General features: G+C 71.4%; 25 protein-coding genes and 2 pseudogenes. 12 read left to right on the top strand and 15 right to left on the bottom strand.

The genetic code is table 11. The features are described 5' to 3' along the window. Positions 1–118: 118 nt before the first annotated feature. The gene (uvrB, locus tag KWI83_RS05005; RefSeq protein WP_218513034.1) at positions 119–2,269 is read right to left on the bottom strand and encodes an excinuclease ABC subunit UvrB; all 2,151 of its coding nucleotides are present in this window, start codon (positions 2,267–2,269) and stop codon (positions 119–121) included. Between the two features lie 40 nt (positions 2,270–2,309). Then, positions 2,310–3,176 carry an MHYT domain-containing protein gene (locus KWI83_RS05000; RefSeq protein WP_218513033.1) on the bottom strand — a complete coding sequence of 289 codons (867 nt, stop codon included), beginning with the start codon at positions 3,174–3,176 and terminating at the stop codon, positions 2,310–2,312. 275 nt (positions 3,177–3,451) lie between these two features. Between KWI83_RS05000 and KWI83_RS04995 the strand changes: the two are divergent. Continuing rightward, positions 3,452–3,592, top strand: a pseudogene (locus KWI83_RS04995) (glycerophosphodiester phosphodiesterase); the annotation flags it as partial. A 286-nt stretch (positions 3,593–3,878) separates the two neighbouring features. Here KWI83_RS04995 and KWI83_RS38125 read toward each other — a convergent pair. Next, the gene (locus KWI83_RS38125; protein WP_256361762.1) at positions 3,879–4,085 is read right to left on the bottom strand and encodes an IS110 family transposase; all 207 of its coding nucleotides are present in this window, start codon (positions 4,083–4,085) and stop codon (positions 3,879–3,881) included. A 26-nt stretch (positions 4,086–4,111) separates the two neighbouring features. Then, positions 4,112–4,855, bottom strand: coding sequence for a transposase (locus KWI83_RS04990; protein ID WP_256361761.1), 744 nt, complete (start codon positions 4,853–4,855; stop codon positions 4,112–4,114). Between the two features lie 244 nt (positions 4,856–5,099). Between KWI83_RS04990 and KWI83_RS04985 the strand changes: the two genes are divergently transcribed. Then, a complete protein-coding gene (locus tag KWI83_RS04985) occupies positions 5,100–5,654 on the top strand; it encodes a methylated-DNA--[protein]-cysteine S-methyltransferase (RefSeq protein ID WP_218513032.1) in 555 nt (184 codons plus the stop codon). Positions 5,655–5,719: 65 nt separating this feature from the next. Here KWI83_RS04985 and KWI83_RS04980 read toward each other — a convergent pair whose 3' ends face one another. Beyond that, positions 5,720–6,148: a VOC family protein gene (locus KWI83_RS04980; RefSeq protein ID WP_218513031.1), complete on the bottom strand. Its 429-nt coding sequence runs from the start codon at positions 6,146–6,148 to the stop codon at positions 5,720–5,722. Positions 6,149–6,246: 98 nt separating this feature from the next. Between KWI83_RS04980 and KWI83_RS04975 the strand changes: the two genes are divergently transcribed. Both KWI83_RS04975 and KWI83_RS04970 read left to right on the top strand, forming a co-directional pair. Further along, positions 6,247–7,155: a pseudouridine-5'-phosphate glycosidase gene (locus tag KWI83_RS04975; protein ID WP_218513030.1), complete on the top strand. Its 909-nt coding sequence runs from the start codon at positions 6,247–6,249 to the stop codon at positions 7,153–7,155. Continuing rightward, on the top strand, positions 7,152–8,087 hold the full coding sequence (locus tag KWI83_RS04970) for a PfkB family carbohydrate kinase (protein ID WP_218513029.1): 936 nt from the start codon (positions 7,152–7,154) through the stop codon (positions 8,085–8,087). The genes KWI83_RS04975 and KWI83_RS04970 overlap by 4 nt, the downstream gene beginning before the upstream one ends. A gap of 30 nt (positions 8,088–8,117) precedes the next feature. Here KWI83_RS04970 and KWI83_RS40200 read toward each other — a convergent pair. After that, a pseudogene (locus tag KWI83_RS40200) lies at positions 8,118–8,395 on the bottom strand (SAM-dependent methyltransferase); the annotation flags it as partial. Between the two features lie 283 nt (positions 8,396–8,678). Between KWI83_RS40200 and KWI83_RS04965 the strand changes: the two are divergent. After that, a complete protein-coding gene (locus KWI83_RS04965; protein WP_218513028.1) occupies positions 8,679–9,806 on the top strand; it encodes a magnesium and cobalt transport protein CorA in 1,128 nt (375 codons plus the stop codon). A 30-nt stretch (positions 9,807–9,836) separates the two neighbouring features. Here the strand turns inward: KWI83_RS04965 and KWI83_RS04960 are convergent, their stop codons facing one another. Then, complete coding sequence (locus KWI83_RS04960) at positions 9,837–10,265, bottom strand: CBS domain-containing protein (protein ID WP_218513027.1); 429 nt, start codon at positions 10,263–10,265, stop codon at positions 9,837–9,839. A 213-nt stretch (positions 10,266–10,478) separates the two neighbouring features. Beyond that, on the bottom strand, positions 10,479–11,111 hold the full coding sequence (locus tag KWI83_RS04955) for a uridine kinase (RefSeq protein ID WP_218513026.1): 633 nt from the start codon (positions 11,109–11,111) through the stop codon (positions 10,479–10,481). A gap of 89 nt (positions 11,112–11,200) precedes the next feature. On the opposite strand from KWI83_RS04955, the gene KWI83_RS04950 reads away from it, so the two are divergent. From KWI83_RS04950 to KWI83_RS04940, 3 genes are all read left to right on the top strand, one after another. After that, complete coding sequence (locus KWI83_RS04950; protein WP_218513025.1) at positions 11,201–11,935, top strand: DUF2293 domain-containing protein; 735 nt, start codon at positions 11,201–11,203, stop codon at positions 11,933–11,935. A 172-nt stretch (positions 11,936–12,107) separates the two neighbouring features. After that, on the top strand, positions 12,108–12,587 hold the full coding sequence (locus KWI83_RS04945; protein ID WP_218513024.1) for an anthrone oxygenase family protein: 480 nt from the start codon (positions 12,108–12,110) through the stop codon (positions 12,585–12,587). 107 nt (positions 12,588–12,694) lie between these two features. Next, positions 12,695–14,182 carry a glutamate synthase subunit beta gene (locus tag KWI83_RS04940; RefSeq protein WP_218513023.1) on the top strand — a complete coding sequence of 496 codons (1,488 nt, stop codon included), beginning with the start codon at positions 12,695–12,697 and terminating at the stop codon, positions 14,180–14,182. Between the two features lie 253 nt (positions 14,183–14,435). On the opposite strand, the gene KWI83_RS04935 is transcribed toward KWI83_RS04940, so the two are convergent. Continuing rightward, the gene (locus KWI83_RS04935) at positions 14,436–14,936 is read right to left on the bottom strand and encodes a carboxymuconolactone decarboxylase family protein (protein ID WP_256361844.1); all 501 of its coding nucleotides are present in this window, start codon (positions 14,934–14,936) and stop codon (positions 14,436–14,438) included. Positions 14,937–15,046: 110 nt separating this feature from the next. Between KWI83_RS04935 and KWI83_RS04930 the strand changes: the two genes are divergently transcribed. After that, entirely contained in the window at positions 15,047–16,468 is a 1,422-nt protein-coding gene (locus KWI83_RS04930; RefSeq protein ID WP_218513022.1) for a PLP-dependent aminotransferase family protein, read from the top strand. 149 nt (positions 16,469–16,617) lie between these two features. On the opposite strand, the gene KWI83_RS04925 is transcribed toward KWI83_RS04930, so the two are convergent. The 3 genes from KWI83_RS04925 to KWI83_RS04915 all read right to left on the bottom strand — a co-directional run bounded on the left by KWI83_RS04925 (position 16,618) and on the right by KWI83_RS04915 (position 18,688). Further along, entirely contained in the window at positions 16,618–17,406 is a 789-nt protein-coding gene (locus KWI83_RS04925) for an SAM-dependent methyltransferase (protein WP_218513021.1), read from the bottom strand. Between the two features lie 145 nt (positions 17,407–17,551). After that, positions 17,552–17,827 carry a DUF397 domain-containing protein gene (locus KWI83_RS04920; RefSeq protein WP_218513020.1) on the bottom strand — a complete coding sequence of 92 codons (276 nt, stop codon included), beginning with the start codon at positions 17,825–17,827 and terminating at the stop codon, positions 17,552–17,554. After that, entirely contained in the window at positions 17,828–18,688 is an 861-nt protein-coding gene (locus tag KWI83_RS04915; protein WP_218513019.1) for a helix-turn-helix transcriptional regulator, read from the bottom strand. It abuts the gene before it with no gap. 211 nt (positions 18,689–18,899) lie between these two features. On the opposite strand from KWI83_RS04915, the gene KWI83_RS04910 reads away from it, so the two are divergent. From KWI83_RS04910 to KWI83_RS04900, 3 genes are all read left to right on the top strand, one after another. Then, positions 18,900–19,523, top strand: coding sequence for an ATP-binding protein (locus KWI83_RS04910; RefSeq protein WP_218513018.1), 624 nt, complete (start codon positions 18,900–18,902; stop codon positions 19,521–19,523). Further along, positions 19,514–19,951 carry a hypothetical protein gene (locus KWI83_RS04905; RefSeq protein ID WP_218513017.1) on the top strand — a complete coding sequence of 146 codons (438 nt, stop codon included), beginning with the start codon at positions 19,514–19,516 and terminating at the stop codon, positions 19,949–19,951. The genes KWI83_RS04910 and KWI83_RS04905 overlap by 10 nt, the downstream gene beginning before the upstream one ends. Positions 19,952–20,348: 397 nt before the next feature. Continuing rightward, complete coding sequence (locus KWI83_RS04900; protein ID WP_256361841.1) at positions 20,349–22,211, top strand: ABC transporter ATP-binding protein; 1,863 nt, start codon at positions 20,349–20,351, stop codon at positions 22,209–22,211. A 6-nt stretch (positions 22,212–22,217) separates the two neighbouring features. On the opposite strand, the gene KWI83_RS04895 is transcribed toward KWI83_RS04900, so the two are convergent. The 3 genes from KWI83_RS04895 to KWI83_RS04885 all read right to left on the bottom strand — a co-directional run bounded on the left by KWI83_RS04895 (position 22,218) and on the right by KWI83_RS04885 (position 24,725). After that, the gene (locus KWI83_RS04895; RefSeq protein ID WP_171109073.1) at positions 22,218–22,394 is read right to left on the bottom strand and encodes a hypothetical protein; all 177 of its coding nucleotides are present in this window, start codon (positions 22,392–22,394) and stop codon (positions 22,218–22,220) included. Between the two features lie 156 nt (positions 22,395–22,550). Then, entirely contained in the window at positions 22,551–23,240 is a 690-nt protein-coding gene (locus KWI83_RS04890) for a DUF899 domain-containing protein (protein ID WP_218513015.1), read from the bottom strand. A gap of 120 nt (positions 23,241–23,360) precedes the next feature. Next, positions 23,361–24,725, bottom strand: a complete 1,365-nt coding sequence (locus KWI83_RS04885) for an amidohydrolase (protein WP_218513014.1) — start codon at positions 24,723–24,725, stop codon at positions 23,361–23,363. Positions 24,726–24,785 lie beyond the last annotated feature (60 nt).

The following is a 24,785-nucleotide window of genomic DNA, read 5'->3' as shown; positions in this document are numbered from 1 at the left end:
CGCGGATGACCAGCACCCTACGCAGGGGCACTGACAGTGACGTACTCCGGTCCGCACTTTGTGTCGGTCTTGCAACACAGCGCATTCGCGGCGAGGTCACAGCGGTCCCGCCGATCCATCAGGCCAGGCCTGCCTCCTTCATCTGGCGCAGTTCCTTCTTCATCTCGGACACCTCGTCGCGCAGCCGTGCCGCGATCTCGAACTGCAGGTCCGCGGCGGCGGCGCGCATACGCTCCGTCAGCTCCTCGATCTGCCCGGCGAGTTCCGCGGCCGGGCGGTCGGTCGGCACGGTCTCCTTGGCCTTGGCCTTGGCGCGCTTGGTGGGCTTCACGTCCTTGACCGCGTGATCCTTCAGGGAGGGCACGGGGGCCCTCGTCCCGCGGCCGTCCTTGCGGGACTGGCGATAGCCCGTGCCGAGCAGCTGCTCGGTGTCGACGTCCTCGCGCGCGATCTGCGCGACGATGTCGTTGATCTTCTTGCGCAGTGGCTGGGGGTCGACGCCGTTCGCCGTGTTGTACGCGATCTGCTTCTCCCGGCGGCGGTTGGTCTCCTCGATGGCCTTCTCCATCGCCGGGGTGATCTTGTCGGCGTACATGTGGACCTGGCCGGAGACGTTGCGCGCCGCGCGGCCGATGGTCTGGATCAGCGAGGTGCCGGAGCGCAGGAAGCCCTCCTTGTCGGCGTCGAGGATCGCCACCAGGGAGACTTCGGGCAGGTCGAGGCCCTCCCTGAGGAGGTTGATGCCGACCAGGACGTCGAACTCGCCGGAGCGCAGTTCCCGCAGCAGCTCGACGCGGCGCAGCGTGTCGACGTCGCTGTGCAGATAGCGGACCTGGATGCCGAGCTCCAGGAAGTAGTCGGTGAGGTCCTCGGCCATCTTCTTGGTCAGCGTGGTGACCAGGACGCGCTCGTCCTTCTCCACGCGTGTGCGGATCTCGTGCACCAGGTCGTCGATCTGGCCCTCGGTGGGCTTGACCACGACCTCCGGGTCGACCAGGCCGGTGGGCCGGATGATCTGCTCGACGACGCCGTCGGAGCGGGACAGCTCGTACTGGCCCGGGGTGGCCGACAGGTAGACGCTCTGGCCGATGCGCTCCTGGAACTCCTCCCACTTCAGCGGGCGGTTGTCGAGGGCCGAGGGCAGCCGGAACCCGTGCTCCACGAGCGTGCGCTTGCGGGAGGCGTCGCCCTCGTACATGGCGCCGATCTGCGGCACGGTGACGTGCGACTCGTCGATGACGAGGAGGAAGTCCTCGGGGAAGTAGTCCAGCAGCGTGTTCGGCGGGGAGCCGGGCAGGCGGCCGTCGAAGTGCATCGAGTAGTTCTCCACGCCGGAGCAGGTGCCGATCTGGCGGAGCATCTCGATGTCGTACGTCGTCCGCATCCGCAGTCGCTGGGCCTCCAGGAGCTTGCCCTGTTTCTCCAGCTCGGCGAGCCGCTCCCCGAGCTCCTTCTCGATGTCGTTGATGGCCCGCTCCATGCGCTCGGGGCCCGCGACGTAGTGGGAGGCCGGGAAGACGTACAGCTGCTGGTCGTCGCTGACGATCTCGCCGGTGATCGGGTGCAGGGTGGACAGCGCCTCGATCTCGTCACCGAACATCTCGATGCGGACGGCCAGCTCCTCGTAGACCGGGAAGATCTCGATGGTGTCGCCGCGGACCCGGAAGGTGCCCCGGGTGAAGGCCATGTCGTTGCGCGTGTACTGAATGTCGACGAAGCGGCGCAGCAGCTGGTCGCGGTCGATCTCGTCGCCGACGCGGAGCGGGACCATGCGGTCGACGTACTCCTGCGGCGTACCGAGGCCGTAGATGCAGGACACCGAGGCGACCACGACGACGTCGCGGCGGGTGAGCAGCGAGTTGGTCGCCGAGTGGCGCAGGCGCTCGACCTCCTCGTTGATCGAGGAGTCCTTCTCGATGTAGGTGTCCGACTGCGGCACGTAGGCCTCGGGCTGGTAGTAGTCGTAGTACGAGACGAAGTACTCGACCGCGTTGTTCGGCAGCAGCTCGCGGAACTCGTTCGCCAGCTGGGCGGCCAGCGTCTTGTTCGGCGCCATCACCAGGGTGGGGCGCTGGAGCTTCTCGATCATCCACGCGGTGGTGGCGGACTTGCCGGTGCCGGTCGCGCCGAGGAGCACGACGTCCTTCTCGCCGGCTTCGATGCGCCGGGCGAGATCGGCGATGGCCGTCGGCTGGTCGCCGCTCGGCTGGTAGGGGCTGACGACCTCGAAGGGCGCCACCGTGCGTTCGATGTTGGAAACGGGCCGCATGGAATCCACCGTACGACCCCGCACTGACAACGGGCTCCGATCAGCGGTTCTGCGGGGTGCGGTAGCCACTGCGGGCCGGGTGCCGACGGGTGCGGAGCGCGAGTCGGCGGGTGGGATGCGGCAGCGGCGCGTGGGCGGGGACGCCGGGTTTGGGCTCGGGGCGGGGGTGGGCGGGCCTGCCCATGACCATCAGCGGGTCGAACAGGACGACGACGGCCGCGAGGAGCAGCAAGGCGAGCGGGCCGATCAGCATGGGGGCGAGCAGCGCGGCGGGCGAGTCGCCCGTGGCGGGGTCGGCGGTGCTGTGCAGGTGGACGCGGAGGGCGGCCATGCCCGTGTAGTGCATGCCGCTGACCGCGAGTCCCATGACGAGGCTGGCGCCCACGCTCCACAGGAACCCTCTGACCTGTCCGGCCGCCCACAGGGCGGCGGTGGCGGCGACCATGGCTATGAGGACGGAGGCGGCGACGGTGAGTGTGTTGTACTCCAGCTTTCCGTTCAGCCGTATGCCGGCCATGCCCAGGTAGTGCATGGACGCGATGCCGAGGCCGGTGATGGTGCCGCCGGTGAACAGGGCCGTGCCGGACGCGCCGCGGTAGCCGACGATGAAGATCCCGATGCCCACCATCAGGATGGCGACGCCCAGACTGGCGTACGTCATGGGCTTGTCGTAGTGGATCGGGGCCTCGTGGACCGTGAACCCCATCATCGCGACGAAGTGCATGGTCCAGATGCCGGAGCCGATCGCCATGGAGCCCAGGGCGAGCCAGCCGGGGCGCCAGGAGCCGGCCACGAGCAGGGATCTGGTGGTGCAGCGCAGGCCGAGGGCACCGCCGAGGCAGGCCATGGCATAGGCCACCAGCGGTGTGACGAGGCCGTAACTGAATCCATCGACCGTGCCCTGCATGCGCGGCTGCCCTTCCGCCCCATTCCGTCCCGGAATTCCGTGAAATGCTCCCCTCCCAGGACCGCCCGAGCGGTCAGGGTTGAGGCAGAGAGTATGACTCGCACCGGATGGTCGAACGACTTTCCGGCAAAGAAACACGCCTCTGCCCCAGTTGTGCCGCACCCGTGAGCGGTCTCGGGCAACTCCATTCGATCTGTGTCCATCCTGTCCCCCTCCGACGCCGGGGCCGAGAACACCGTGGAGCAGGTGCGTGCCGACGCCCGCGCGGGGTCATCGGTGCGCACGGCAGGCCGCTGGAGGTCTTCACCCGGACCGTCGACGACGCGGCCACCGCCCGCAAGGTCGCCGGGTACGGCGTCGACGGCGTCATCACCAACAAGCCCGATGCCGTCCGGGACGCGCTGGGCGGGCAGTGACGTTCCGGCGCCGGTTCGGAGGGGCGTTGATGCTCCTATTGCTGGTCAAGCAGTTTGGAGCCAGTTGCGGTAGGCGTGGGCGAGGTCGTCGAGTCGGCGGGTTCCGCGTTCGATGTCGGAGATTCTGGTCGGCCAGACGCCGAGGTGTCGTGCGGCGGCGGTGAGGGTGATGTTCTTGGACAGCCGCAGGGGACGCAGGTCGGCGATCTCAGGAACGTGGACCGTGGTGGTCAGGCAGCGGAAGACCTCACGGGCGATGGCTCGTTTCAGCAGCCGGACGATCTCCTTACTTCGTGCGTCCGGCGGCGGTCTGGCGTGCGGCGTACCCGCGCGTGCGGGGATCGCTGCCCATGCGGACCAGGGCGATGCGGTAGAGGGCGGCGTTGGCGGCCCGGTCGCCGCCCCGGGAGAGGCGGTGGCGGCTGGTTCTCCCGCTGGAAGCCGGCACCGGGGCAGCTCCGCACAGTGTGGCGAAGGATGCCTCGGTCCGCATGCGGTCGGGGTTGCCGCCTGCCGTGATCAGCAGTTGTGCGGCGGTGTCGGGCCGACTCCGTGAGCGGCTCGTAGGCCGGGGTTGTCGGCGGTGACCGCGGTGTCCAGGGCCTTGAGGGCTTCATGCCCGGCGGTCAGCTCTCTGACGCGCCGGGCAAGGGTCTTCAGCGCGGTCAGGACTGCCGTGTGGACGGCGTCTGCGGCCGGCCGCAGACGGGCAAGGGCATCTGCACGGTCCGTCGATTTCAGCGGACCGTACTTGGCGTGGATGGCCTCGGGGGCACAGACGAGGATGCTGCCGATCTGGTTGAGCGCGGCGGTCCGGGTCTTCACCGTGGAGCGGGCGGCGTTGTGCAGGGCGCGTATGCCGGTGACGGTGTCGTCCTTCGGCGCGCTGGAGGCCCGCCCGGACAGGGCGGCGCGGGCTGCGGCGTAGGCGTCGATGGGGTCGGACTTGCCGATGCGGCGGCGTTCGGCCCGATCCGGCCGGTTGACCTCGGTGACCCGGTGCCCGTGCGAGCGGGCGGCACGAGTGAAGCCTGCCCCGTAGGAGGATGTGCCCTCCACACCGGTCGCCCTCACGTGCCCGTGGGCGTCGACGAAGGCCAGCGCGGCGGCGTATCCGGCGGAGGTGGTGGCGGACTCGGCGTCGGCGAGGTGGCCGCCGTTGTCGCTGATGACCGCGACATGAAGGGTGTCGGTGTGGGAGTCGACACCTGTGGACACCTTCTGGCCAGTGCCCGTGGTGTCTTCCGGGGCCTGTGCTGCCATGCTGGTGAACGCCTTCCTAGCTGGAGGTGGCGTCGACCGGGTGGCTCAGACAGGACATTGAAGGGGCTTCTGACCAACTCCTATCAGGTCATGGCTCCGCCCGGCCGGAGCCATGAGAACCAGCTCCGGCGGTCGGACAGAACAACGCGAAGACAGCCCAGCAGGGCGTCAGTCAGTGGCAGAGCCACGACCGCCGGAAGCCGCTACGAGTATCAATGTCAGTGGCGGGTCGTACGGTGGCCGCATGGACAGCCATGGGCAGTACGAGCAGCAGGCCGTGTGGACCGTCGTCGCCAGCGACATCGGTCCGCTGCTGCTGGCCGCGACCGGCGCGGGCCTGGTCAACGTCGTGTTCCACGCCACGGACCCGGTGCGCGACAAGGCGCTCGGCCGGCTGGCGTCCCGGCTGGGCGCCGAGCCGGTCGAGGCACCCGGCTCCCCGCTGCTGGCCGAGGCGATACGTCAGGTCCGGGCCTATTTCGCGGGTGAGCGCCGCGACTTCGAGTTGCCGCTGGACTGGTCGCTGATCTCCGGCTTCAACCGTGAGGTCCTGCGCGAGCTGGCGTCCGGCGTGCCGTACGGCACGGTCGTCGGGTACGGCGATCTGGCCGGCCGGGTCGGTCAGCCGGGCGCGGCCCAGGCGGTGGGCGCGGCGATGGGCGCCAACCCGCTGCCCGTGGTCGTGCCCTGCCACCGGGTCGTGGAGAGCGACGGCGGCATCGGCGGCTTCGGCGGCGGTCTGGACACCAAGCGGAAGCTGCTGGCGCTGGAGGGCGTGCTGCCCGAGCCGCTGTTCTGAGACCGGAGGGGGCCCACCGTGCGGGCCCCGGCGCGTGCGTCTCTGGCGTGGTTGGCGTGCCTCCCTCAGGCGTAGTGGCGTGCCTCGAAGAGGTTGCCGTCCGGGTCACGGAAGTAGAAGTTGCGCCGGGCGTTGCCGCGGGCGCCGAAGGAGTCGTGGCCGATGTCCGTCATGGGGACCGAGCGTTCCTGGAGTCGGTCGCGCAGGGTGTCGAAGTCGTCCTCGGGCAGAGCGAGGCAGACGTGGTTGACGGGGTGCCCGGAGCTGTCCGCCGCACCGGGGAGCATCGTCATCCGCTCCGCCGCGGTGAGCGGCATCAGGTCGATGATCGTGTCGTCGTTGACGCGTACCGAGGGGAAGGGCACCTGTCCCGCGGCGAACTCGGTGAGCCTGACCGGCTCCAGGCCGACCGCCTTCTCGTAGAAGTCGGCGGCGGCGACCGGGTCCCGTACCCAGAGGACGATGTGGTCGAGACGTGTCGTGTTGTCCGTCATGCCCCCAGGCTGGTGTCGTGCCGCACGTGCCGCAAGTGTTTGACGGGGCACGCCGCCCGCCAGAGATGAGGGAAGACCGGAAGACAGGAGGCAGGCGCGTGACGCTGGTGGTGTCCGAAGAGGTGCGGGAGGCGGTCCACGCGCGCCGGCCCGTGGTGGCCCTGGAGTCCACGATCATCGCGCACGGGCTGCCGCGTCCACGCAATCTGCGGGTGGCGCTGGAGCTGGAGGAGGCGGTACGGCGGCAGGGCGCGGTACCGGCCACGATCGCCGTGCTGGACGGGCAGCCCCGGGTCGGCCTGGACAAGGAGCAGCTGGAGCGGATCGCGAACGAGGACGGGATCCGCAAGCTGGGCCACCGTGATCTGCCGCTCGCGGTGGCCGCCGGGGCGAGCGGGGCGACCACGGTGTCCGCGACCGCGCTGCTGGCGGCGCTGGCGGGCGTACGGGTGTTCGCGACGGGGGGACTCGGCGGGGTGCACCGGCAGTGGACGGTGACGCAGGACGAGTCGGCCGACCTGGGTCTGCTGGCGCGCACGCGGATCACGGTGGTGTGCGCGGGCGTGAAGTCGATCCTGGACGTACCGGCGACGTTGCAGCGGCTGGAGACGCTGGGCGTGGCGGTGGCCGGATACGGCACGGACCGCTTCCCCGGCTTCTACCTCTCGGACTCCGGGCATCCCGTGGACTGGACCCTGGACAGCCCGCGGCAGGTGGCCGACGTCATGCGGGCCCGGGACGCGCTCGGCGGGCCGGAGTCGGCACTGGTCGTGGCCAACCCGGTGCCGGAGGCGGAGCAACTGGATCCCGAGCTGCACGCGCGCGTGCTGGCCGACGCGCTGCACGCGTGCGAGGCGGAGGGCATCACCGGCCAGGCCGTCACGCCGTTCCTGCTCGACTATCTGGTACGGCACACCGAGGGTGCCTCGCTGAGCGCCAACCTGGCGGCGGTGCGCGGCAACGTGCGGCTGGCGGCGCGGATCGCGGCGGCCTGGGCCGAGGCGTGAGCGGGCCGGGGCACGGCTCTTCGAGCGGCGCCCTGCTGGTCGTCGGGGATGTCGTGACGGACGTCGTCGCCCGGCACCGCGGGCCACTCGCGGGGGGCACCGACACGCCCGCCGTGATCAGGACGCTGCCCGGTGGCGCGGGCGCCAACGTGGCCTGCTGGGCCGCCCATTGGGGCTGCGCGGACGTACGGCTGCTCGGCCGGGTGGGCTCGGACGCGGTGGCGTGGCACGAGCGGGCGCTGGCCGCGGCGGGGGTGCGTGCCCAGCTGGTGGTCGACCCGCGGGCGCCGACCGGGACGGTGATCTGCCTGGTGGACACGGGTGCCGCGGCCGAGCGGACGTTCCTCACCGACAGTGGCGCCTCGTTGCGGCTCGATCCCGGTGACTGGTCGGACGCGCTGCTCGACGGCGTGGCGTGGCTGCATCTGTCCGGCTACCTGCTCTTCTCCGCACCGGGCCGGGCGCTGGTGGCGGCGGCACTGGCGACGGCACGCGCGCGTGGGGTGCCGGTGAGCCTGGACCCGGCGTCGGCCGGGTTCCTGGTGGAGCTGGGAGTGGACCGTTTCCTCACGGCCGTCGACGGCGTGGCGGTGCTGCTGCCCAGCCGGGACGAGGCCCGCCTGCTCACCGGGTTGCCGGACGGGGCCGACGCGGCGGCGAAGCTGAGCCGCCATGTCCCTCTGGTCGTGGCCAAGCAGGGCGCGGACGGTGCGCTGGTGGCTCGGTCGGGCACCGTACGCGCCCGCGTCCCCGCCGTACCGGCGACGCCCCGGGACACGACGGGCGCCGGAGACGCGTTCACCGGGGCGTTCCTCGCCGCACTGCTGGCAGGCGCCGAGCCGGATGCAGCGGCGGCGGAGGGGTGCGCGGCAGGGGCGCGAGCGGTCGAACAGGTGGGCGGCAGGCCTCCCGTGAGCCCGCGCTCCGGATGAGCCACACCCGGAAAGGAGGGCCGACCAGGCCTACGCCTTGCGCCCGCACGCCGAGATCATCGGACCCGCGGCCAGGTCCATCGCGCCGGACGCGATGTTCGACCGGTGCCGGTCGGCGTCTTGGTCGCGGCGAACCCCTGGGCGACCGGTTCGTCCGTACCTGACGGGTCGTCGCGCCTTCCAGCGCGGCGCAGGCCGGTGCCGTGGCCGGGAAGTACGCGTCGCCCTCGACGCGCCCCAGGCGGCTCTCACGGAACAGCCGCGGCAGTCTGCGGCCGTGGGTGCAGGTCGGCGCCCTGCCCTGCGAGCCAGGACACCAGGGAAGGAGCCGCCCGGGTCCGGCGGCTGTCGCGCCGATGGCTGCCGGTCAGCGCCACGCCGCGATCATCCCATTTACCCGACTTGCCGGGATTGCTCGATGCTCCGCACGCCGAGAATCCACGACGACGCGGCCAATTCCCGTTGTCCACAGCCGGGAACCAAGCGGAACGCGGGGTTTCCCCAGGCTTACCCGCTGCTCACGCGCTCCTGGCACACTGGCGCGACAGGCGCAGGATTGCGGCGCGAGAGGATCCACGCAAGGAGATCCAGATGTCCATGGCAGGGAATCTGCGGAAGGTCACGGGCCTCGGCAGGGTCGGCGGCCTCCGCAAGGTGGCGCGGCTGGCCCGGCGGGGCCGACGGGTGGACCTGAGCCACCCCGCGCGGTCCCCGCTGGGCTCCTCGGTGGTCAACTGCGTGGCCTACGAGGAGGGTGCCCGGCTCCCCCTCGGCGGTGACCTCGTCGACACCGTCGAGCGGGTGCGCAAGAGCGGGGCTGGTTTCGTCTGGCTGGGTCTGCATGAGCCGACGGACCAGGAGTTCGCGGGGATCGCCGAGCTCTTCGACCTGCATCCGCTGGCGGTCGAGGACGCGATCGAGGCCCACCAGCGCCCGAAGGTGGAGCGGTACGGCGAGACGCTGTTCGCGGTGTTCAAGACGGTCTGCTATGTCGAACACGAGGAATTCACGGCGTCCAGCGAGGTGGTGAACACCGGCGAGCTCATGGTGTTCGTCGGCCAGGACTTCGTCATCACGGTGCGGCACGGCCGGCACGGCTCGCTGGGCCCGCTGCGCGAGGAGCTGGAGGCCGACCCCCACCAACTCGCCAAGGGCCCGTCCGCGGTGCTGCACGCGGTCGCGGACCACGTCGTCGACGACTACCTCAGCGTCATCGACGCGGTGCAGGCGGACATCGAGCAGGTCGAGACGGACGTCTTCGCGGAGAACGGCGCACGCGCCGACCCGGGCCGTATCTACCAGCTCAAGCGCGAACTCCTGGAGCTGAAGCGGGCCGTGGTCCCGCTGAACCGGCCGCTGCTGGATCTCGCAGACCGGCCGATGCGGGTGGTGGAGCCGGAGATACAGGCCTACTTCCGCGACGTGTCCGACCATTTGATGCGCGCGACGGAACAGATCGCAGGCTTCGACGAGTTGCTCAACTCGATCCTGCAGGCCCACCTCGCCCAGGTCACGGTCGCGCAGAACGCGGACATGCGGAAGATCACGGCATGGGCCGCGATCATCGCCGTACCCACGATGGTCTGCGGGGTGTACGGCATGAACTTCGACCACATGCCCGAGCTGCACTGGAAGTACGGCTACGGCATGGTCATCGGCGTCATATCCGTGGCCTGCCTGACCCTGTACCGCGGATTCCGGCGCAACGGCTGGCTGTGACCGCCCGGTGCGGGCGAGGCGGGCCGGCGGTCAGCGGTTCGCGCTCTTGGCGTAGACCCGCTCCGCCCACTCGGCGATCTGGTCCTCGGTCAGGTGCTGGGCGAGATCGGCCTCGCTGATCATGCCGACCAGGCGCTTGTTCTCGATCACGGGCAGCCTGCGGATCTGGTGGCCCTCCATCTCCTGGAGCACCTCGCTGACATCGGCGTTCGCGTCGATCCAGCGCGGTGTGCCCTTGGCCATCTCGCCCGCGGTGACCTTGGACGGGTCGTGGCCCATGGCCACACAACCGACCACGATGTCGCGGTCGGTGAGGATGCCGCAGAGCCGTTCGTTCTGGTCACTGATGGGCAGGGCCCCGACGTTGAGTTCGCGCATCAGCTGGGCGGCGCGGTCCAGGGTCTGGTGCGCGGGGATCCACTGGGCGCCCCGGTGCATGATCTCTCGGGCAGTGGTCATGGAGTACCTCCCGGTGCCGGACGGCCGGCGCGGCGCGGGACGCACCGCTAGTCCCGGCGCCCTTCATTCTCGTCGGGTCGCCCGGCACACGCACCCGGGGCGGGGCTCGGACGAGAAAACCGACGATCTTCCGCGGCACCCCGCGGAAGGTCACGCTGACCTCGTCGTCCTGAACGGGCAGGGATTCGGCAGGAGCTTCGATCGCCACCCCGGTCAGCCGCTCCACGCCGGGCGGCACGGATCGTCGGTGCGTACGAGGACGTCGGCGGTGCCGCCGGGGTCGGTCTCGTTCTCGTAGCGCTCGAAGGCGGGGAGGGTCCAGTGCTCGCTCTCCGGGGTGCGGCGGCGCAGGGCGCCCGGAGACAGGAGGAGATGAACGGTCAGGTCGAAGGGGAACCAGTGGCGCAGGAGGAGGGGGCCGTGCAGCAACAGGAGGCCGCCGGGCGGGAGTTGGACGTAAGGGCTGCGGGTGGCGCGGTCGGTGACCGGGTCCAGGAGGTCGGGCAGGACCCGCCCGTCACCGCCGGGTTCGAGGGGGCCGAACACCTCCCGCCACAGGGCGCCGGTGTCGAACCAGCCGTCATAGTAGGCGTCCACGTCCTGGTGCCCGCGCTCCAGACGGACGGAGGCCGGGCGCAGGAAGCCTTCGGTGCCGACGACCAGCGAGGGGCGGCCGCGTATGCGCAGGGCCTCGTGGACGCGTGCGGCGAGGTCTCCCGGGGTGGCCGCCGGGGCGCCGTCGAAGGCGACCCGTGGCCAGGGGCTGCCGTCGGCCGGCTTCAGGTCGATCAGGCGTTCGGCGAGGCGGTCGACGAGCCGGTCCCAGGTGATCGCTTCGAGTCGCACACGACCATGATTACGGATGCGGGGGTGGTGGCGGACATGGCCGAGGGGCGGGGGCGTGGAGGGCGTGGCGCCATGGGAATGAAGCGGATATGGCAGTGCGTGTGACTCCCCCGTCCGCCGGCGGGGGCGAGATCAGACCCCTCACCGGCTCCCGTAGCGCTCCTGTCGTCATCCAGCCACTGAAGAAGAAGCGCTGTGCCAAGTGCCGGCGTGGGCCGCTGTCGCTGCTTGTCATGGAGGACGGAGTGCCGCGGTGCCTGGACTGTGCCGACCTCGGGCATCTGGTGTTCCTGCCGCGCGGCGACACCGCGCTGACGCGCAGGGCTCGGGAGGAGAGTCGGCTGTCGGTGGTCGTCGTGCGGTTCAACCGGCGCAAGAGCCGCTACGAGCGGCAGGGCGTCCTCGTCGAGGAGGCGGGGCTCGCCCGGGCCGAGGAGCGCTGCCTGGCGGACGCGGAGGCCCGGCGGCGGCGCCGGGCGCGGGACGCGCAGCGCAGGGCGGTGGAGGACGCGCGGTTCGCGGAGGCGTTCGCGGCGGAGATCCTGCGGCTGTTTCCCGGGTGCCCACTACAGCGGGCGCGGGCGATCGCGGCGTACGCGTCCCTGCGCGGCAGCGGCCGCGTGGGGCGAACGGCGGCCGGGCGGGCGCTGACGGAGGGGGCGGTGGCGTCGGCGGTGGTGGCGGCGGTGCGGCATGTGGACACGCCGTACGACCAGCTGCTGATGAGCGGGGTGCCCCGGTATGAGGCGCGGCGGAGGATCGCGGCGGCCGTGGAGACGGTGCTGCGGGAGTGGCGGGAGGAGCGGCTCGACTCCGTCGGGTGACGGGGGCCGCGGGCGGATGGCATGGCCGGGGTGGGGCCCCGGCACGGACGCTCGCGTATGGGGCTGCGGCGTTGAGAATGGTCCGGGTCGCGGGGCCGGAATTCACTGGTGGGAGCCGGGATGACCGGTGTGCCGGGCGGGGGCCCGGCCGGACGTGGGAGGAGTGGGTGACGTGATCGACGGGCCGTACTTCGTGCTGACGGTCGTGGGGCTGGTGGGGGCCGGGCTGGTGGCCGGGGTGTTCTGCGCCTTCTCCACGTTCGTGATGCAGGCGCTCGCCGCGCTGCCGCCCGCGCAGGGGGTCGCCGCGATGAAGGCGATCAATGTGACGGCGTTGCGACCCGCCTTCATGATCGTGTTCCTGGGGTCGACGCTGCTGTGCGCGGTGATCGCCGTGGTGGCGTTCGTGCTGTGGCCGGACGAGGGGGCGGTGGAGCTGCTGGTGGGCAGCGCGCTGTATCTGTTCGGGTGCTTCGGGGTGACCGTGCTCGCGAACGTGCCGCGCAACAACGCGCTGGTCACAGTGGACGCGGGCACCGCTGAGGCGGCCGCGTACTGGCCGAGATACGTGCGCGAGTGGACGGCGTGGAACCACGTCCGGACGGTCGCCGCGGCCGGCGCGGTGGTGGCGTATGTGCTGGCCCTCGCGTGAGCCGCCGGGCGGGGCTCTGCACAGGTGGCCGACGGGACGTATCGTGGCCGAAAGGGTGCCGCCGATGACGCACGGCCCGTCGTACCCCCATGCAAGGAAAACCGGCCATGGCCGATCCCAAGGGTTTCATGACCACCCCCCGCCAGGACTGGCCCCGCCGGCCGGTCGAGGAGCGGGTGCGGGACTGGAACGAGGTCTACGTCCCGGGGGCGCTGCTCCCCATCATCAACCAGCAGGCGGACCGCTGCATGGACTGCGGCATACCGTTCTGCCACGATGCCTGTCCGCTGGGCAATCTGATCCCGGAGTGGAACGACCTGGTCTCCCGGGACGACTGGCGGGCGGCGAGCGACCGGTTGCACGCCACGAACAACTTCCCCGAGTTCACGGGGCGGTTGTGTCCGGCGCCGTGCGAGGCGGGGTGCGTGCTCGCCATCAACCAGCCGGCGGTCACCATCAAGAACGTCGAGTGCGCGATCGCCGACCGGGCCTGGGAGGAGGGCTTCGCGCCGCCGAGTCCGCCGGAGCGGCTGAGCGGGCGGACGGTCGCGGTGATCGGGTCGGGGCCCACGGGGCTGGCGGCGGCACAGCAGCTGACGCGGGCGGGGCACACCGTTGCCGTGTACGAGAAGGACGACCGGCTCGGTGGGCTGATGCGGTACGGGATCCCCGAGTTCAAGATGGAGAAGCGCCATCTGGAACGACGGCTGGAGCAGATGCGTGCCGAGGGGACCAAGTTCCGTACGTCGACGGTGGTCGGGCGGGACATCGGGGCGGCGGAGCTGCGGTCGCGGTACGACGCCGTGGTGATCGCCACCGGGGCGACGGCCTGGCGTGAACTTCCTGTGCCGGGACGGGAGTTGGCCGGTGTGCAGCAGGCGATGGAGTATCTGCCGCTGGCCAATCGCGTGTGTGAGGGCGATCTGGAGGTCTCGCCGCTGTCGGCGGCCGGAAAGCATGTCGTGATCGTCGGGGGTGGTGACACGGGGGCGGACTGTCTGGGGACGGCGGTACGGGAGGGTGCGGCGTCGGTGACGCAGCTGGACATCTACGCGCAGCCGGGGGCCGAGCGGGACGAGGACGCGGAGCCCTGGCCGACGTACCCGAAGATCTACCGGCTTTCGGCGGCGCACGAGGAGGCGCGCGATCTGCGGACCGCGCCGGCGGCGGACGCGGACGCGCGGTTGTTCGCGGCGTCGACGCTCCGCTTCACGGGGGACGCGGAGGGGCATGTGCGGTGGCTGCACCTGGTCGAGGTGGACGCGCAGCGGCGGCCGGTATCCGGCACCGAGCGCACCCTGCCCGCCGACCTCGTACTGCTCGCGCTCGGCTTCTCCGGGCCCGACCGGGAGGACGGGCTCGTCGACCAGCTGGGGCTGGAGCTGGAGCCGCGCGGCACGATCGCACGGGACGCCGGGTTCGCGACGAACGTCCCCGGCGTGTTCGCCGCGGGGGACGCGGCGCGGGGGCAGTCGCTCATCGTGTGGGCGATCGCGGAGGGGCGGGCGGTGGCGGCGGCGGTCGACCGCCACCTGATGGGGAGTTCAGAACTACCGGCGCCTATTGGGCCGTACGACCGGCCGATGGCGGTGTGAGGGGGCGACCGGCGGCCCGGCAGGTTCGGCACCGCGGGCCATCGGGCCCGCCCCACCCCGTTCGGCGGTGCCGAACCCGCGGGGTCGCTGTGCTGTTCTGCGGCCGCCCACCGCCCCACGGCCACCGGTGCGAGGGCCGCGCCGCCGGATGGTGCGGTCGCCGAAGCCAACCGTCGCCGGATGGTGCGGTCGCCGAAGCCACCCGCGCCGTGGCAGCCAGGCAGGCGGAACGCGCCCCCTGCTGCGGGCAGGCTCAGCTGCGGCGCTCGTCCGTCCCCGCCACCTTCCCCGTCGACAGCGCCACCCGGTTCCACGTGTTGATCGTGCAGATCAAGGCGATGACCTGGGCCAGTTCCTGGTCCCCGAAGTGGGCCGTGGCCTCGGTGTAGACGTCGTCGGGGACGCCGGCGTCGGCGACCAGGGTGAGGGCCTCGGTGAGGGCCAGGGCGGCCTGTTCCTTGGGGGTGAAGAAGTGACGGGCCTCGCGCCACACGGCGACCATGTGCAGGCGGTCCTCGCTCTCACCGGCCTTGCGGGCGTCGTTGGTGTGCATGTGCAGGCAGTACGCGCAGCGGTTGAGGTGCGAGGCGCGGATCTGGACGAGCTCGACGAGAGCCGGGTCGAGGCCCTCACAAGCCGCCGCGTCGAGACCGATCAGGGCACGGAAGGCCTTCGGGGCGGACTGGGCGAAGTCGAGCCGGGTCCGCTCGGCCTCGGCGGCGGCGATGGCGGGAGCGAGGGAGGCGTTCGTCATTTTCGTCGCGTTCGTCGCGTTCATCGTGTTCGTCGCGTTCGTCGCGTTCATCGTGTTCGTCATGTCCCTCAACCTACGGCCCGCAAAGACCGGCTGTAGGGTGCATTTCCATGGCAGAAACGTGGGTCAATCCCGCCCAGCGCATCGGCGCCGACCTGCACTTGGAGCTGACCGGCCCGGGCGGCCGTCGCGCCGCCCTCATCCGGGCGCTGCGGGACGCCGTACGCAGCGGCCGCCTCGCCCCCGGCACCCGCCTGCCCCCGTACCGCTCGCTCGCCGCCGACCTCGGTGTCGCCCGCAACACGGTCGCCGACGCCTACGCGGAACTCGTCGCGGAGGGCTGGCTGACCGCCCGTCAGGGCTCCGGCACCCGCGTCGCCGACCGCGCCGAGCCCCTCAAGGGCAGCACCCGCGTCGCGAAGAAGACGCCCGCACGCGCGCGTGGCCCACGGCACGACCTCCGGCAGGGCACCCCGGACGCCTCCGCGTTCCCGCGCGCGGCCTGGCTCGCCTCCTACCGGCGGGCGCTCCAGCAGGCGCCCAACGAGGTGTTCGGCCCGGGCGACCCCGCGGGCCGCCGGGAACTGCGCGAGGCGCTCACCGAGTACCTGGCACGCGCGCGTGGCGTCCGCACCGAGCCGGGCCGGATCGTGGTCTGCTCCGGCTTCGCACACGCCCTGCGGCTGCTGTTCGGACAAGGCGGGGGCGGCGTCCTGCGCGGTCCGCTGGCGGTGGAGGCGTACGGGCTCGGCTTCCACCGTGAGTTGCTGGCAGCGGCTGGTGTACGGACGGTCCCGCTCCCCCTGGACGAGGACGGCGCCCGCGTCGACCGGCTCACGCGCGAACGGGCCGTCCTGCTCACACCCGCCCACCAGTTCCCGACCGGCGGCCCGCTGCACGCCACGCGCCGCGCCGCCGTCATCGACTGGGCACGCGCGCGTGGGGGTGTGATCCTGGAGGACGACTACGACGGGGAGTTCCGCTACGACCGCAAACCCGTCGGCGCCGTCCAGGGCCTCGACCCCGAGCGGGTGATCCACATCGGCTCGGTCAGCAAGAGCCTGTCACCGGCCCTGCGGCTGGGGTGGATGGTCCTGCCGGAGCGGTATGTCGACGGCGCCCTCGCGGCGAAGGGCGAGCGCGAGGGCTGGGCGAGCGTCCTGGACCAGCTCAGCCTCGCCGACTTCGTCGCCAAGGGGTCGTACGACCGTCATGTGCGGCGTATGCGGCAGCGGTACCGCAGCCGCCGGGACCGCCTCGTCGCCACGCTCGCCGAGCACGCCCCGCACATCGAGGTGACCGGCGTCGCGGCGGGCCTGCACGCGGTGCTGCGGTTGCCGCCCGGCACCGAGCGCTCCACGGTCAAGGCCGCCGCCTGGCAGGGCGTCGCCCTCGACGGCCTCGCCCCGTTCCGGCACCCGCAGACGGACATGACCGCGCGGGACGGCCTGGTCGTCGGCTACGCGACCCCCTCGGAACACGCGTACGGGGCGGCACTGGACGCACTGTGCGGCGTACTGCCGCCCCCGTGAACGCCGTGGACGTAAACGCTTACGCACCGCACGACCGAGCCACCCAGCCGCTACGCCTACCGCCTATCACCCACCGCGCCACACAGCCGCTACCCCTACCGCCCCCCGACCACGCAGCCGCTACCCCACCGCCCCGCGCCACACAGCCGCTACGCCTTCCGCCCCACCGCCCCGTACCCCGGAATCACCCCGTCGTCCTGCCCCGGCACCGGCTCCCCCAGCTCCGGATGCCACTCGGGCACCACCACGACGCCCGGCTCGACCAGTTCGAGCCCGTCGAAGAACCGGGCGAACTCGTCCCGCGAGCGCAACGCCAGCGTGACGCCCGCCGCCCTGAGCTTCTCGGTGGCCGCCGCCGACTCCTCCGGCGTGAAGTCGGCGGTGGCGTGGGTCATCATCAGGTAGCTGCCGGACGGGAGTTCGGACAACAGCTCGGCGACCAGCTCGTGCGCGCCGTTCTCGTCGGCGACGAAGTGCAGCAGCGCGACGAGGGAGAGCGCCACGGGCCGACTGAGGTCCAGGACCTTCCTGGCCCCGTCGATGATGGTGGCCGGTTCACGCACGTCGGCCTGGAGGTACTCGGTCACGCCCTCGGGTGTGCCGCGCAGCAGGGCCGCCGCGTGGGCCAGCACGATCGGGTCGTTGTCGCAGTAGACCACGCGCGCGTCCGGCGCGACGGCCTGCGCGACCTGGTGGAGGTTGGGCTCGGTGGGGATGCCCGTGCCGATGTCCAGGAACTGCCGTACGCCGTTGTCGGCCAGCCAGCGCGTGGCCCGGTGCATGAACGCGCGGTTGACCCGCGCCATCACCGGCACGCGCGGGTCCAGGGCCAGCATCTGCCGGCCCATCTCCTCGTCGACGGGGTAGTTGTCCTTGCCGCCGAGATACCAGTCGTACATCCGCGCCGGATGGGGCTTGCTGGTGTCGATCCCGGTCATGAGGCACTCCGTAAGCGTCGGATGCGATAAGCGATGGGACATGCGATGGGACATGCGATGCGATGGACGATCAAGTCAACACCAAAGTAAGGAAGTTGAGCCACAAAGACAGAGCACGAAGAGTACGTCAACGAGTCAACATCGGTCAGGACAACAGGAAGTCCGCTTCCCCCGCCTTCGCACCCTCGATGAACGCCGTCATCTCGTCGGAGGTGTAGATCAGCGCCGGCCCGTCCGGGTCGGTGGACTGCCGCACGGCGATACGGCCGTCGGCGAGCTTCATCGCCTCCAGGCAGTTGCCCCCGTTGCCGCCGCTCCACGGCTTGTGCCAGCCCTCGCTGCCCAGCTCCCGGGCGGGCATGCCGTTGTAGATCCGCTCGGCGCGGACCCGCGGCCTGGGCTGGGACGTGATGCGATCCATTCACAGCTCCTTGCGGAGATCCTCAAGGATCTCCTTCGTGCGATGTGCCGTAGCGGCCTGCGCCGCCATGCGGTCCATGACCTCGAGGTGAGTCGCCACCTCTGCGCGCGCGTCCAGGTAGACGGCGCCGGTCAGGTACTCGCTGTAGACCATGTCCGGAAGCTCGGGCACGGCGAATCGGAACAGCACGAAGGGCCCGTACGTGCCGGGGTGCGGCCCCGTGGCGAACGGGACGACCTGCAACGTCACATGGGGCAGCTTCGTGGCGTCGAGCAGTCTTTCGATCTGGGCACGCATCACCTCCGGGCCGCCGACCGGGCGGCGCAGCACGGTCTCGTCCATCACGGCCCACACCCTGGGTGCGTCCTGACGGATGAGCAGTTCCTGGCGTCGCATACGCAGGGCGACGTGTCGCTCGATGTCCTCGGGCCGGGCCTGGCCGACGGCGCCCGATGTCAGGACACCGCGCGCGTAGTCCTCGGTCTGCAGGAGTCCGGGCACGAAGTGGGGTTCGTAGCTGCGGATGAGGGAGGCGGCACCCTCCAGGCTGACGTACATCGAGAACCAGCCGGGCAGGATGTCGTGGAACCGCTGCCACCAGCCGGGTTTGTTGGCCTCCTCGGCCAGTTGGACGAAGGCGTCGGCCTCGTCGTCGGGGACGCCGTAGGCCTTCAGGAGCAGTTGGACGTACGGGATCTTGAGGGCGACCTCCGCCGTCTCCATACGGCGGATGGTGGCGGGGGCGACGCGCAGGACACGGGCGGCTTCCTCCCGTTTGAGGCCGGCGCGTTCACGCAGGTCGAGCAGGCGCCGACCGAGGACGACCTGGCCGACCGTCGGTGCCGACCGCGGCTCGCTCACACTCCACCTCCACTCACCCACTCACCGAATGCTGACAGCCCAGCGGCGCCATTCGAAGACCCATTCGAAGGCCGGTGCCGACCTCCGGGGATCTCAACTGGCGCCGCATCACATGCTGTTGCGAGCAGTGTGCCACGACCCTTCACCGCGTCACACAGCACTCTGCAATTTTCAGAGTGACACTTGCCAAGTTGTTCGCGGCAGGGCGATAGTGGCAAGCGTGATTCCGTCCGCGCCCTTAGGAACAGACGCCGCCACAGGCCGGTCCGGCCTCGGTGCAGCAGCGGCAGTCGGCCCCTCGGGGTCCCCCGCCGAGCGCCGGTTCCGCTTCGAACTGGCCGCACACCCGGGTTCTCCCGCGCAGGCCAGACGCCTGACGCGGACCCGGCTGAACGGCTGGGCGGTGTGCGAGGACACCTGCGACACGGCCGCACTGGTGGTGTCGGAGCTGGTCACCAACGCGATCCTGCACACCGGGAGCGATGTCGTCGTCTGCGAGCTGCACGACGGCGACGACGTGGTGCGCATAGCCGTGCGTGACCAGGGGTGCGCCGCGGGTGATCCGCACCCGTCCCCGAGCAGGCCCGAGGAGGAGCACGGGAGGGGACTGCTCCTCGTCGACGCGCTGTCGCACGCCTGGGGCGCCCAGGAGCACGGCCCCGGCCTGCTGGTCTGGGCCGAGCTGCCGCGCCAGGCCGATGCGCCCCGCGGCGACCTCGGCTGGGGTGCCCGCCCCAAGCCGGGTCCGTCCGACGGCTCGGACGAGGACGACGACGAGGCGCACGCGCGCGCGTGCCGCCCGACGCGCGGTGGGACGGGGACCGAATGGGTGTGACGGCTGCCTCCGGTGGCGGACAGGTCCTCGCCCTCGACACGCTCGTTCGCCTCAGCCGCGGGCTGCGCAGGGCGGACGTACCGCCGCTGCGGCTGTCCGTGCCCGACGGTATGACGGCCCCGCTGGGCTGCGACGCGGTGCAGGTACCCGCCCGCTTCGGTCCGCTCGTGCTGCCCCGCCTCCCGCGCGTGGGGTGCGTGTACGCCGACGACGCGCACTGGTGGTGGCTGGTCCCGTCCGACTCGGACTACGCACTGGAGTGGCCCGCGCCCGCGCGCTACGCCACCGGCGCGGTCGTCCCCGAGGCCCCCCGCCTCATCCACCGCCCCGACGGCACCCTCCCCTACACCCCACCGATCCCGCTCTACCTGGCCCTGTGCCGCCTCATGGGCACAACGCCGAGCTGGTCACGGCCGGTCACCGCGTAGGGCTCCGCGGTCCGACTCCGCGGTCCGACTCCGCGGTCCGACTCCGCGGCACGACTCCGCGGTCCGACTCCGCGGCACGGCTCCGCAGCGGGAAGGCTCCTGCGCTACGGCCGTACAGGCCGCCCAAGCCCCACCGCCCGGCGCGCACACCCGGCGCAAACCCCATCCTCCAGCGCGCACACCCGGCGCAAGCCCCCACCCCCCAGCGCATCACCCCGCGAACACACCCGGCGCAAGCCACCCCCACCCCGCGCCCTGCCCAGTCACCGGCCGTCCCGCGATAGTGGCCTTCGCGCGGGTTCGGGGGAGGCAGACGGTGGGGACGAAGGGTGGCTCGGGCGAGCCGGAGGTGTCCGAGTCGGAGCGGCTGCTCTTCGGCGGACCGCTGCGCTACGACATGGGCTGGAACCAGCACTCGGACGCCTTCCTGGAGCTCACCTTCCGGGCCATGATCACGCGGATGCCCGCCCTGCTCGCCTCCAGCCTGCGGCTGGCCCGGCACGCCGACCGCGCTGCCGCGCGGATGGTGCTGGCGGCCGAGGCGGGCCGGGGCGTGGCACAGGCGGTGAGCCTGTTCGCGGTGAACAGCGTGCTGAGTCGGCTGATGGGCGCCGGCCCGATCGAGGACCGGCTGCGCGGCGCCGTCCCCGCGCTGGTCGCCATCGCCGTCGTCCTGCTGCTCGGCGCGCTGCTGCGGGCGGCGTCGACGTACGCCACCGGCCGGCTGGAGCCGAAGGTGGAGCGCGTCGCGACCGAGCTGTACCTGGAGCGGGCCGCTGCCGTCGAGCTCGCGGCGATCGAGGACCACGCCTTCCACAAACTGCTGGACACCGCGCAGTACGGCGCCTCCTCGGCCCGCCGGATGATCATGTACGGCACACGGGTGGTGAACGCCATGATCTCGCTGGTCGCGGCGGCCGGCGTGCTCACGGTGCTGCATCCGCTGCTGCTGCCGATGCTGGTGACGATGACGCTGCCCAGTGCGTGGAGCGCGCTGACGAACGCCCGGCGCCACTACGCGTCGTTCCACACCTGGGTGCAGCACGCGCGCGCGGGCCACCTGATCAGCTCCCTGCTGACGGAGCCGGGGGCGGCGCCGGAGATCCGCTTGCACGGCGTGGGCCCGTTCCTGCTGCGGCACTTCCGCGCGATGTCGGAGGCGGCGGAGGCGGAGCAGGCCCGGCTGGCGCGGCTCGCGGCGCGGACCGGCCTGATCGCGGCGGCCTGGACGGGCCTCGCGACGGTGTCGACGTACGCCACGCTGGGCGGTCTGCTGCTCTCGGGGACGATGTCGCTGGCGGTGGCGGGCACGGCCGTGATCGCGATCCGGACCGGCTCCGCGAGCCTGGAGACGCTCGTTCTGGAGATCAACCAGCTGCATGAGGAGGCCTTGTTCGTCGGCGATCTGGAGCGTCTCTACGTCGAGGCCGCCGAACGTGCGATTCCGGTCGGCGGCGCGGCCCTGCCGGAGAATCCGCGCGAGATCCGCTTCGAGAACGTCACGTTCAGCTACCCGGGTGACGCCACCCGCCCCGCGCTCGACGACGTCTCCCTGACGCTGCCGATCGGCCGGATCATCGCGCTGGTCGGCGAGAACGGCTCCGGCAAGACCACCCTGGTCAAGCTGCTCGCCGGGCTGTACAAGCCGGACCGGGGCCGGATCCTGTGGGACGGCGTCGACGCGGCGACCGCGGACCGGCATCTGCTGGCCGAGCGGATCGCGATGGTGGCGCAGGACTTCAAGCGGTGGCCGTTCACCGCCCGGGTGAACATCGCCGTGGGCCGTCCCTCGGTGCCGGTGGCCGAGGATCGGCTGACGGCGGCGATCGCCGAGGCGGGCGCCGAGGACGTGGTCGCGGATCTGCCGCGCGGTCTGGACACGCTGCTGGCCCGCAACTTCAGCGGCGGGCACGAGCTGTCCGGCGGGCAGTGGCAGCGGCTCGGCATCGCCCGGGCGGCGTACCGGCGGGGCGGCATCCTGATCGTGGACGAGCCGACGGCCGCCCTGGACGCCCGGGCCGAGCTGGAGGTCTTCGACAAGATCCGTGCTCTGGCCGGGACCGGCCAGACGGTCGTACTCATCACCCATCGGCTGGCGTCCGTACGCCATGCGGACCTGGTGCACGTCCTGGACGAGGGGAAGCTCGTGGAATCGGGACCTCCGGAGGAACTGCTCGCCAAGGGCGGCGTCTACGCGGAGCTGTACGGGCTGCAGGCGCAGCAGTTCGTGATGCGGGCGCCCGCGCCGAAGGCGGGCTGACCCTGCTCACTCCGTGCCGTCGCCACCCCGGACGATCACCAGGAACGTGTCCGTCGCGAGGTCCATCACGACCTCGGCGGGCAGGCCCTCCGACCGGCGCGCCTGCGCGAACTCCTCCGCGGGCCACGACCCTCGCGGCCCGCCCGCGGGAAAGCGTTCGAGCACCATTCGCCCGTTCACCATCCTGCACCTCCAGAAAAGCGTCGTACTTGTAGGAGTTAACGCCTTCCGAAGGAAAATCGCCTCGCCAAGTGACGCGACTGAGACGTAGTTGACACTCGTTCACCGTCAAAAGTGAGGAGCCTCTGATCGTCTCCGCGTTTACCGTTACCCTCCGCTTCACTCCTCGTACTCGTCGTGATAACGGATCCGCTCACTGCCCGCGGGCGCGCCGAAGGCCGACGCGCGCCCCTTGGGTCCCTCCCACTCCTCCTGCCGGCCCAGCGCTGTGAGGTCCAGGAAGCTGGTGGTCGAGCCGAGCCCGTCCAGCCCGCGCCCGTACGTCGAGTAGGTGTGGAACACCCGGTCCCTCTCCCGCAGGAAGCAGCTCACGCCCGGCCGCTCGACGAGTTGCCCCTCCTGCTCCAGGGTCGCCTCGAAGTCGCGGTTGAAGTCGTCGCCGTACGACGAGTACCAGGGCAGCGTCCAGCCCATCCGCGCCTTGAACGGCAGAATCCTGGTGTACGGCGCCCTGGAGACGGCCGCGAACGTCGTCCCGCGCGCGTGCAGATGCGCCAGCTGCCCGACCTGGTCGAGGAACGCCGAGCAGCCGGGGCAGCCGGTCTCCCCCTCGGGCGCGAACATGAAGTGGTGGACGACCAGCTGGTGCCGCCCCTCGAAGAGGTCGAGCAGGGTGGCTTTTCCGTCGCCTCCTTCGAACACGTACTCCGTGTCGACCTCCACCATCGGCAGCCGCCGCCGCTCGGCGTTGAGCGCGTCCCGCGCGCGTGTGGCCGCCTTCTCCTTGACCAGCAGTTCCTGACGCGCCCTGCGCCACTCCTCACGCGAGGCGATCTCCGGAAGCGACATGGCCCCTCCTGTGCGACGGTCCCGTTGCGGGTGGTGACCGATGGACGGGGTGGAACTCATCGCGGTTCCACGAAGATTCTTGGGAGGGGTGTCCAGGTGCCGGTCACCGAGGGCCTCGCCTCAGGTGCCGTACTCCTGGACACGGCGCCCATGGCTCCGGTCCACCAGCGCGGGCATGCGTTCACCCAACTCCCGTACGACCGCGCTCACGTCCAGCGTCAGCAGCTCCCGGTCGCGCATCAGGACCCGCCCGTCGACGACGGTCGTGCGCACATCGGAGGAACGGGCGCTGTGCACCAGGGTCGCGGCGAGGTCGTGCACGGGCTGGGTGTGCGGGCCGGTGAGGTCGACGAGGACGATGTCGGCGCGCCGGCCCGGTGCGAGGGAGCCGATGGTGTCGCCCAGGCCGACCGCGCGGGCGCTCTGCAGTGTGGCGTGATGCAGGGCCTGACGTGCGGTCAGCCAGCGCGGATCGCCCTCGGTCGACTTCTGGATCAGGGCGGTGAGCGCCATCGACTCCCACACGTCGAGGGAGTTGTTGGAGGCGGCGCCGTCGGTGGCGAGTCCGACGGGGACGCCGATGGCGCGCAGGGCGCGCACCGGTGTGGTGGTGGGCCAGCCGAACTTCAGATAGCCGCGGGGCGCGGTGGCGACGGCGATCCGACCGCCCGCGCGTTCCAGCAGGGGCAGGTCCCGGTCGATGATGCCGGTGCCGTGCGCGATGAGGAGGTCGGTGTCGAGCAGTCCGGTGCGTTCCAGGACCTCGATGGGGGTGACGCCGTGGCGGGCGAGACTGGTGTCGGTCTGGTCGCGGTTCTCGGCGGCGTGGAGGTGCACGGGAAGACCGTGGGCGCGGGCGAGGTCGGCGGTGGCGGCGAGGTCGGCGTCGTCGACGGTGTAGGGGGCGTGCGGAGCGAGGGCGGTGGTGATACGGCCACCTGCGCGCCCCCGGTGCCGTAGCGCGAAGTCGAGACTGCGCTCCCGCCCTTGAGCCCCCTGCGAGGAGAAGTAGGCCTCGCCCAGATGGGCGCGCATCCCGCACTCCTCGACGACGGCGGCCACCGCGTCCATCGTGAAGTAGTGGTCGGCGAAGCAGGTGACGCCGCCCCGGATCATCTCGGCGCAGGCGAGGCGCGCGCCCAACTCCACGTCCTTCTCCGTGAGGTTGGACTCGACGGGCCAGACGACGTCGTTGAACCACGCCTCGGTGGGCAGATCCTCGGCGAGGCCGCGCAGGGCGACCATGGGGGCGTGGGTGTGGCAGTTGACGAGCCCCGGGAGGGCGACCTGTCCGGCGGCCTCGATGCGCTCGACGGCGGGCAGGTGCCGTACGGCCTCGGCGGTGGTGACGGACTCGACGACTCCCCTTCGCACGACGACCGCGGCGTTCTCCTCGAACCCGATCCGCTCTTGATCGTCGTGCACGAGGACGGTGCATCCGGTGATGATGAGGTCGGCGGGAGCTTGCCCGGGAGAAGGCGTCATCACGCCAACGTACGACGCGGTCGCCGGGTCGCGTGAAGTGAACGGCGCATCCTGTCGCGG

Origin of the sequence: Streptomyces sp. TRM70350, from assembly GCF_019219825.1 — a bacterium.
Taxonomy (GTDB): Bacteria; Actinomycetota; Actinomycetes; order Streptomycetales; family Streptomycetaceae; genus Streptomyces.
Note: the sequence above shows the minus strand (reverse complement) of the source record. Positions and strands in the feature narration are given on the sequence as shown.

Coding starts and splice junctions, on each gene's coding strand:
- uvrB (WP_218513034.1), bottom strand. CDS start 2,269: ATGCGGCCCGTTTCCAACATCGAACGCACGGTGGCGCCCTTCGAGGTC.
- KWI83_RS05000 (WP_218513033.1), bottom strand. CDS start 3,176: ATGCAGGGCACGGTCGATGGATTCAGTTACGGCCTCGTCACACCGCTG.
- KWI83_RS38125 (WP_256361762.1), bottom strand. CDS start 4,085: ATGCGGACCGAGGCATCCTTCGCCACACTGTGCGGAGCTGCCCCGGTG.
- KWI83_RS04990 (WP_256361761.1), bottom strand. CDS start 4,855: ATGGCAGCACAGGCCCCGGAAGACACCACGGGCACTGGCCAGAAGGTG.
- KWI83_RS04985 (WP_218513032.1), top strand. CDS start 5,100: ATGGACAGCCATGGGCAGTACGAGCAGCAGGCCGTGTGGACCGTCGTC.
- KWI83_RS04980 (WP_218513031.1), bottom strand. CDS start 6,148: ATGACGGACAACACGACACGTCTCGACCACATCGTCCTCTGGGTACGG.
- KWI83_RS04965 (WP_218513028.1), top strand. CDS start 8,679: ATGTCCATGGCAGGGAATCTGCGGAAGGTCACGGGCCTCGGCAGGGTC.
- KWI83_RS04960 (WP_218513027.1), bottom strand. CDS start 10,265: ATGACCACTGCCCGAGAGATCATGCACCGGGGCGCCCAGTGGATCCCC.
- KWI83_RS04950 (WP_218513025.1), top strand. CDS start 11,201: ATGGCAGTGCGTGTGACTCCCCCGTCCGCCGGCGGGGGCGAGATCAGA.
- KWI83_RS04940 (WP_218513023.1), top strand. CDS start 12,695: ATGGCCGATCCCAAGGGTTTCATGACCACCCCCCGCCAGGACTGGCCC.
- KWI83_RS04935 (WP_256361844.1), bottom strand. CDS start 14,936: ATGACGAACGCCTCCCTCGCTCCCGCCATCGCCGCCGCCGAGGCCGAG.
- KWI83_RS04930 (WP_218513022.1), top strand. CDS start 15,047: ATGGCAGAAACGTGGGTCAATCCCGCCCAGCGCATCGGCGCCGACCTG.
- KWI83_RS04925 (WP_218513021.1), bottom strand. CDS start 17,406: ATGACCGGGATCGACACCAGCAAGCCCCATCCGGCGCGGATGTACGAC.
- KWI83_RS04920 (WP_218513020.1), bottom strand. CDS start 17,827: ATGGATCGCATCACGTCCCAGCCCAGGCCGCGGGTCCGCGCCGAGCGG.
- KWI83_RS04905 (WP_218513017.1), top strand. CDS start 19,514: ATGGGTGTGACGGCTGCCTCCGGTGGCGGACAGGTCCTCGCCCTCGAC.
- KWI83_RS04900 (WP_256361841.1), top strand. CDS start 20,349: ATGGGCTGGAACCAGCACTCGGACGCCTTCCTGGAGCTCACCTTCCGG.
- KWI83_RS04895 (WP_171109073.1), bottom strand. CDS start 22,394: ATGGTGAACGGGCGAATGGTGCTCGAACGCTTTCCCGCGGGCGGGCCG.
- KWI83_RS04890 (WP_218513015.1), bottom strand. CDS start 23,240: ATGTCGCTTCCGGAGATCGCCTCGCGTGAGGAGTGGCGCAGGGCGCGT.
- KWI83_RS04885 (WP_218513014.1), bottom strand. CDS start 24,725: ATGACGCCTTCTCCCGGGCAAGCTCCCGCCGACCTCATCATCACCGGA.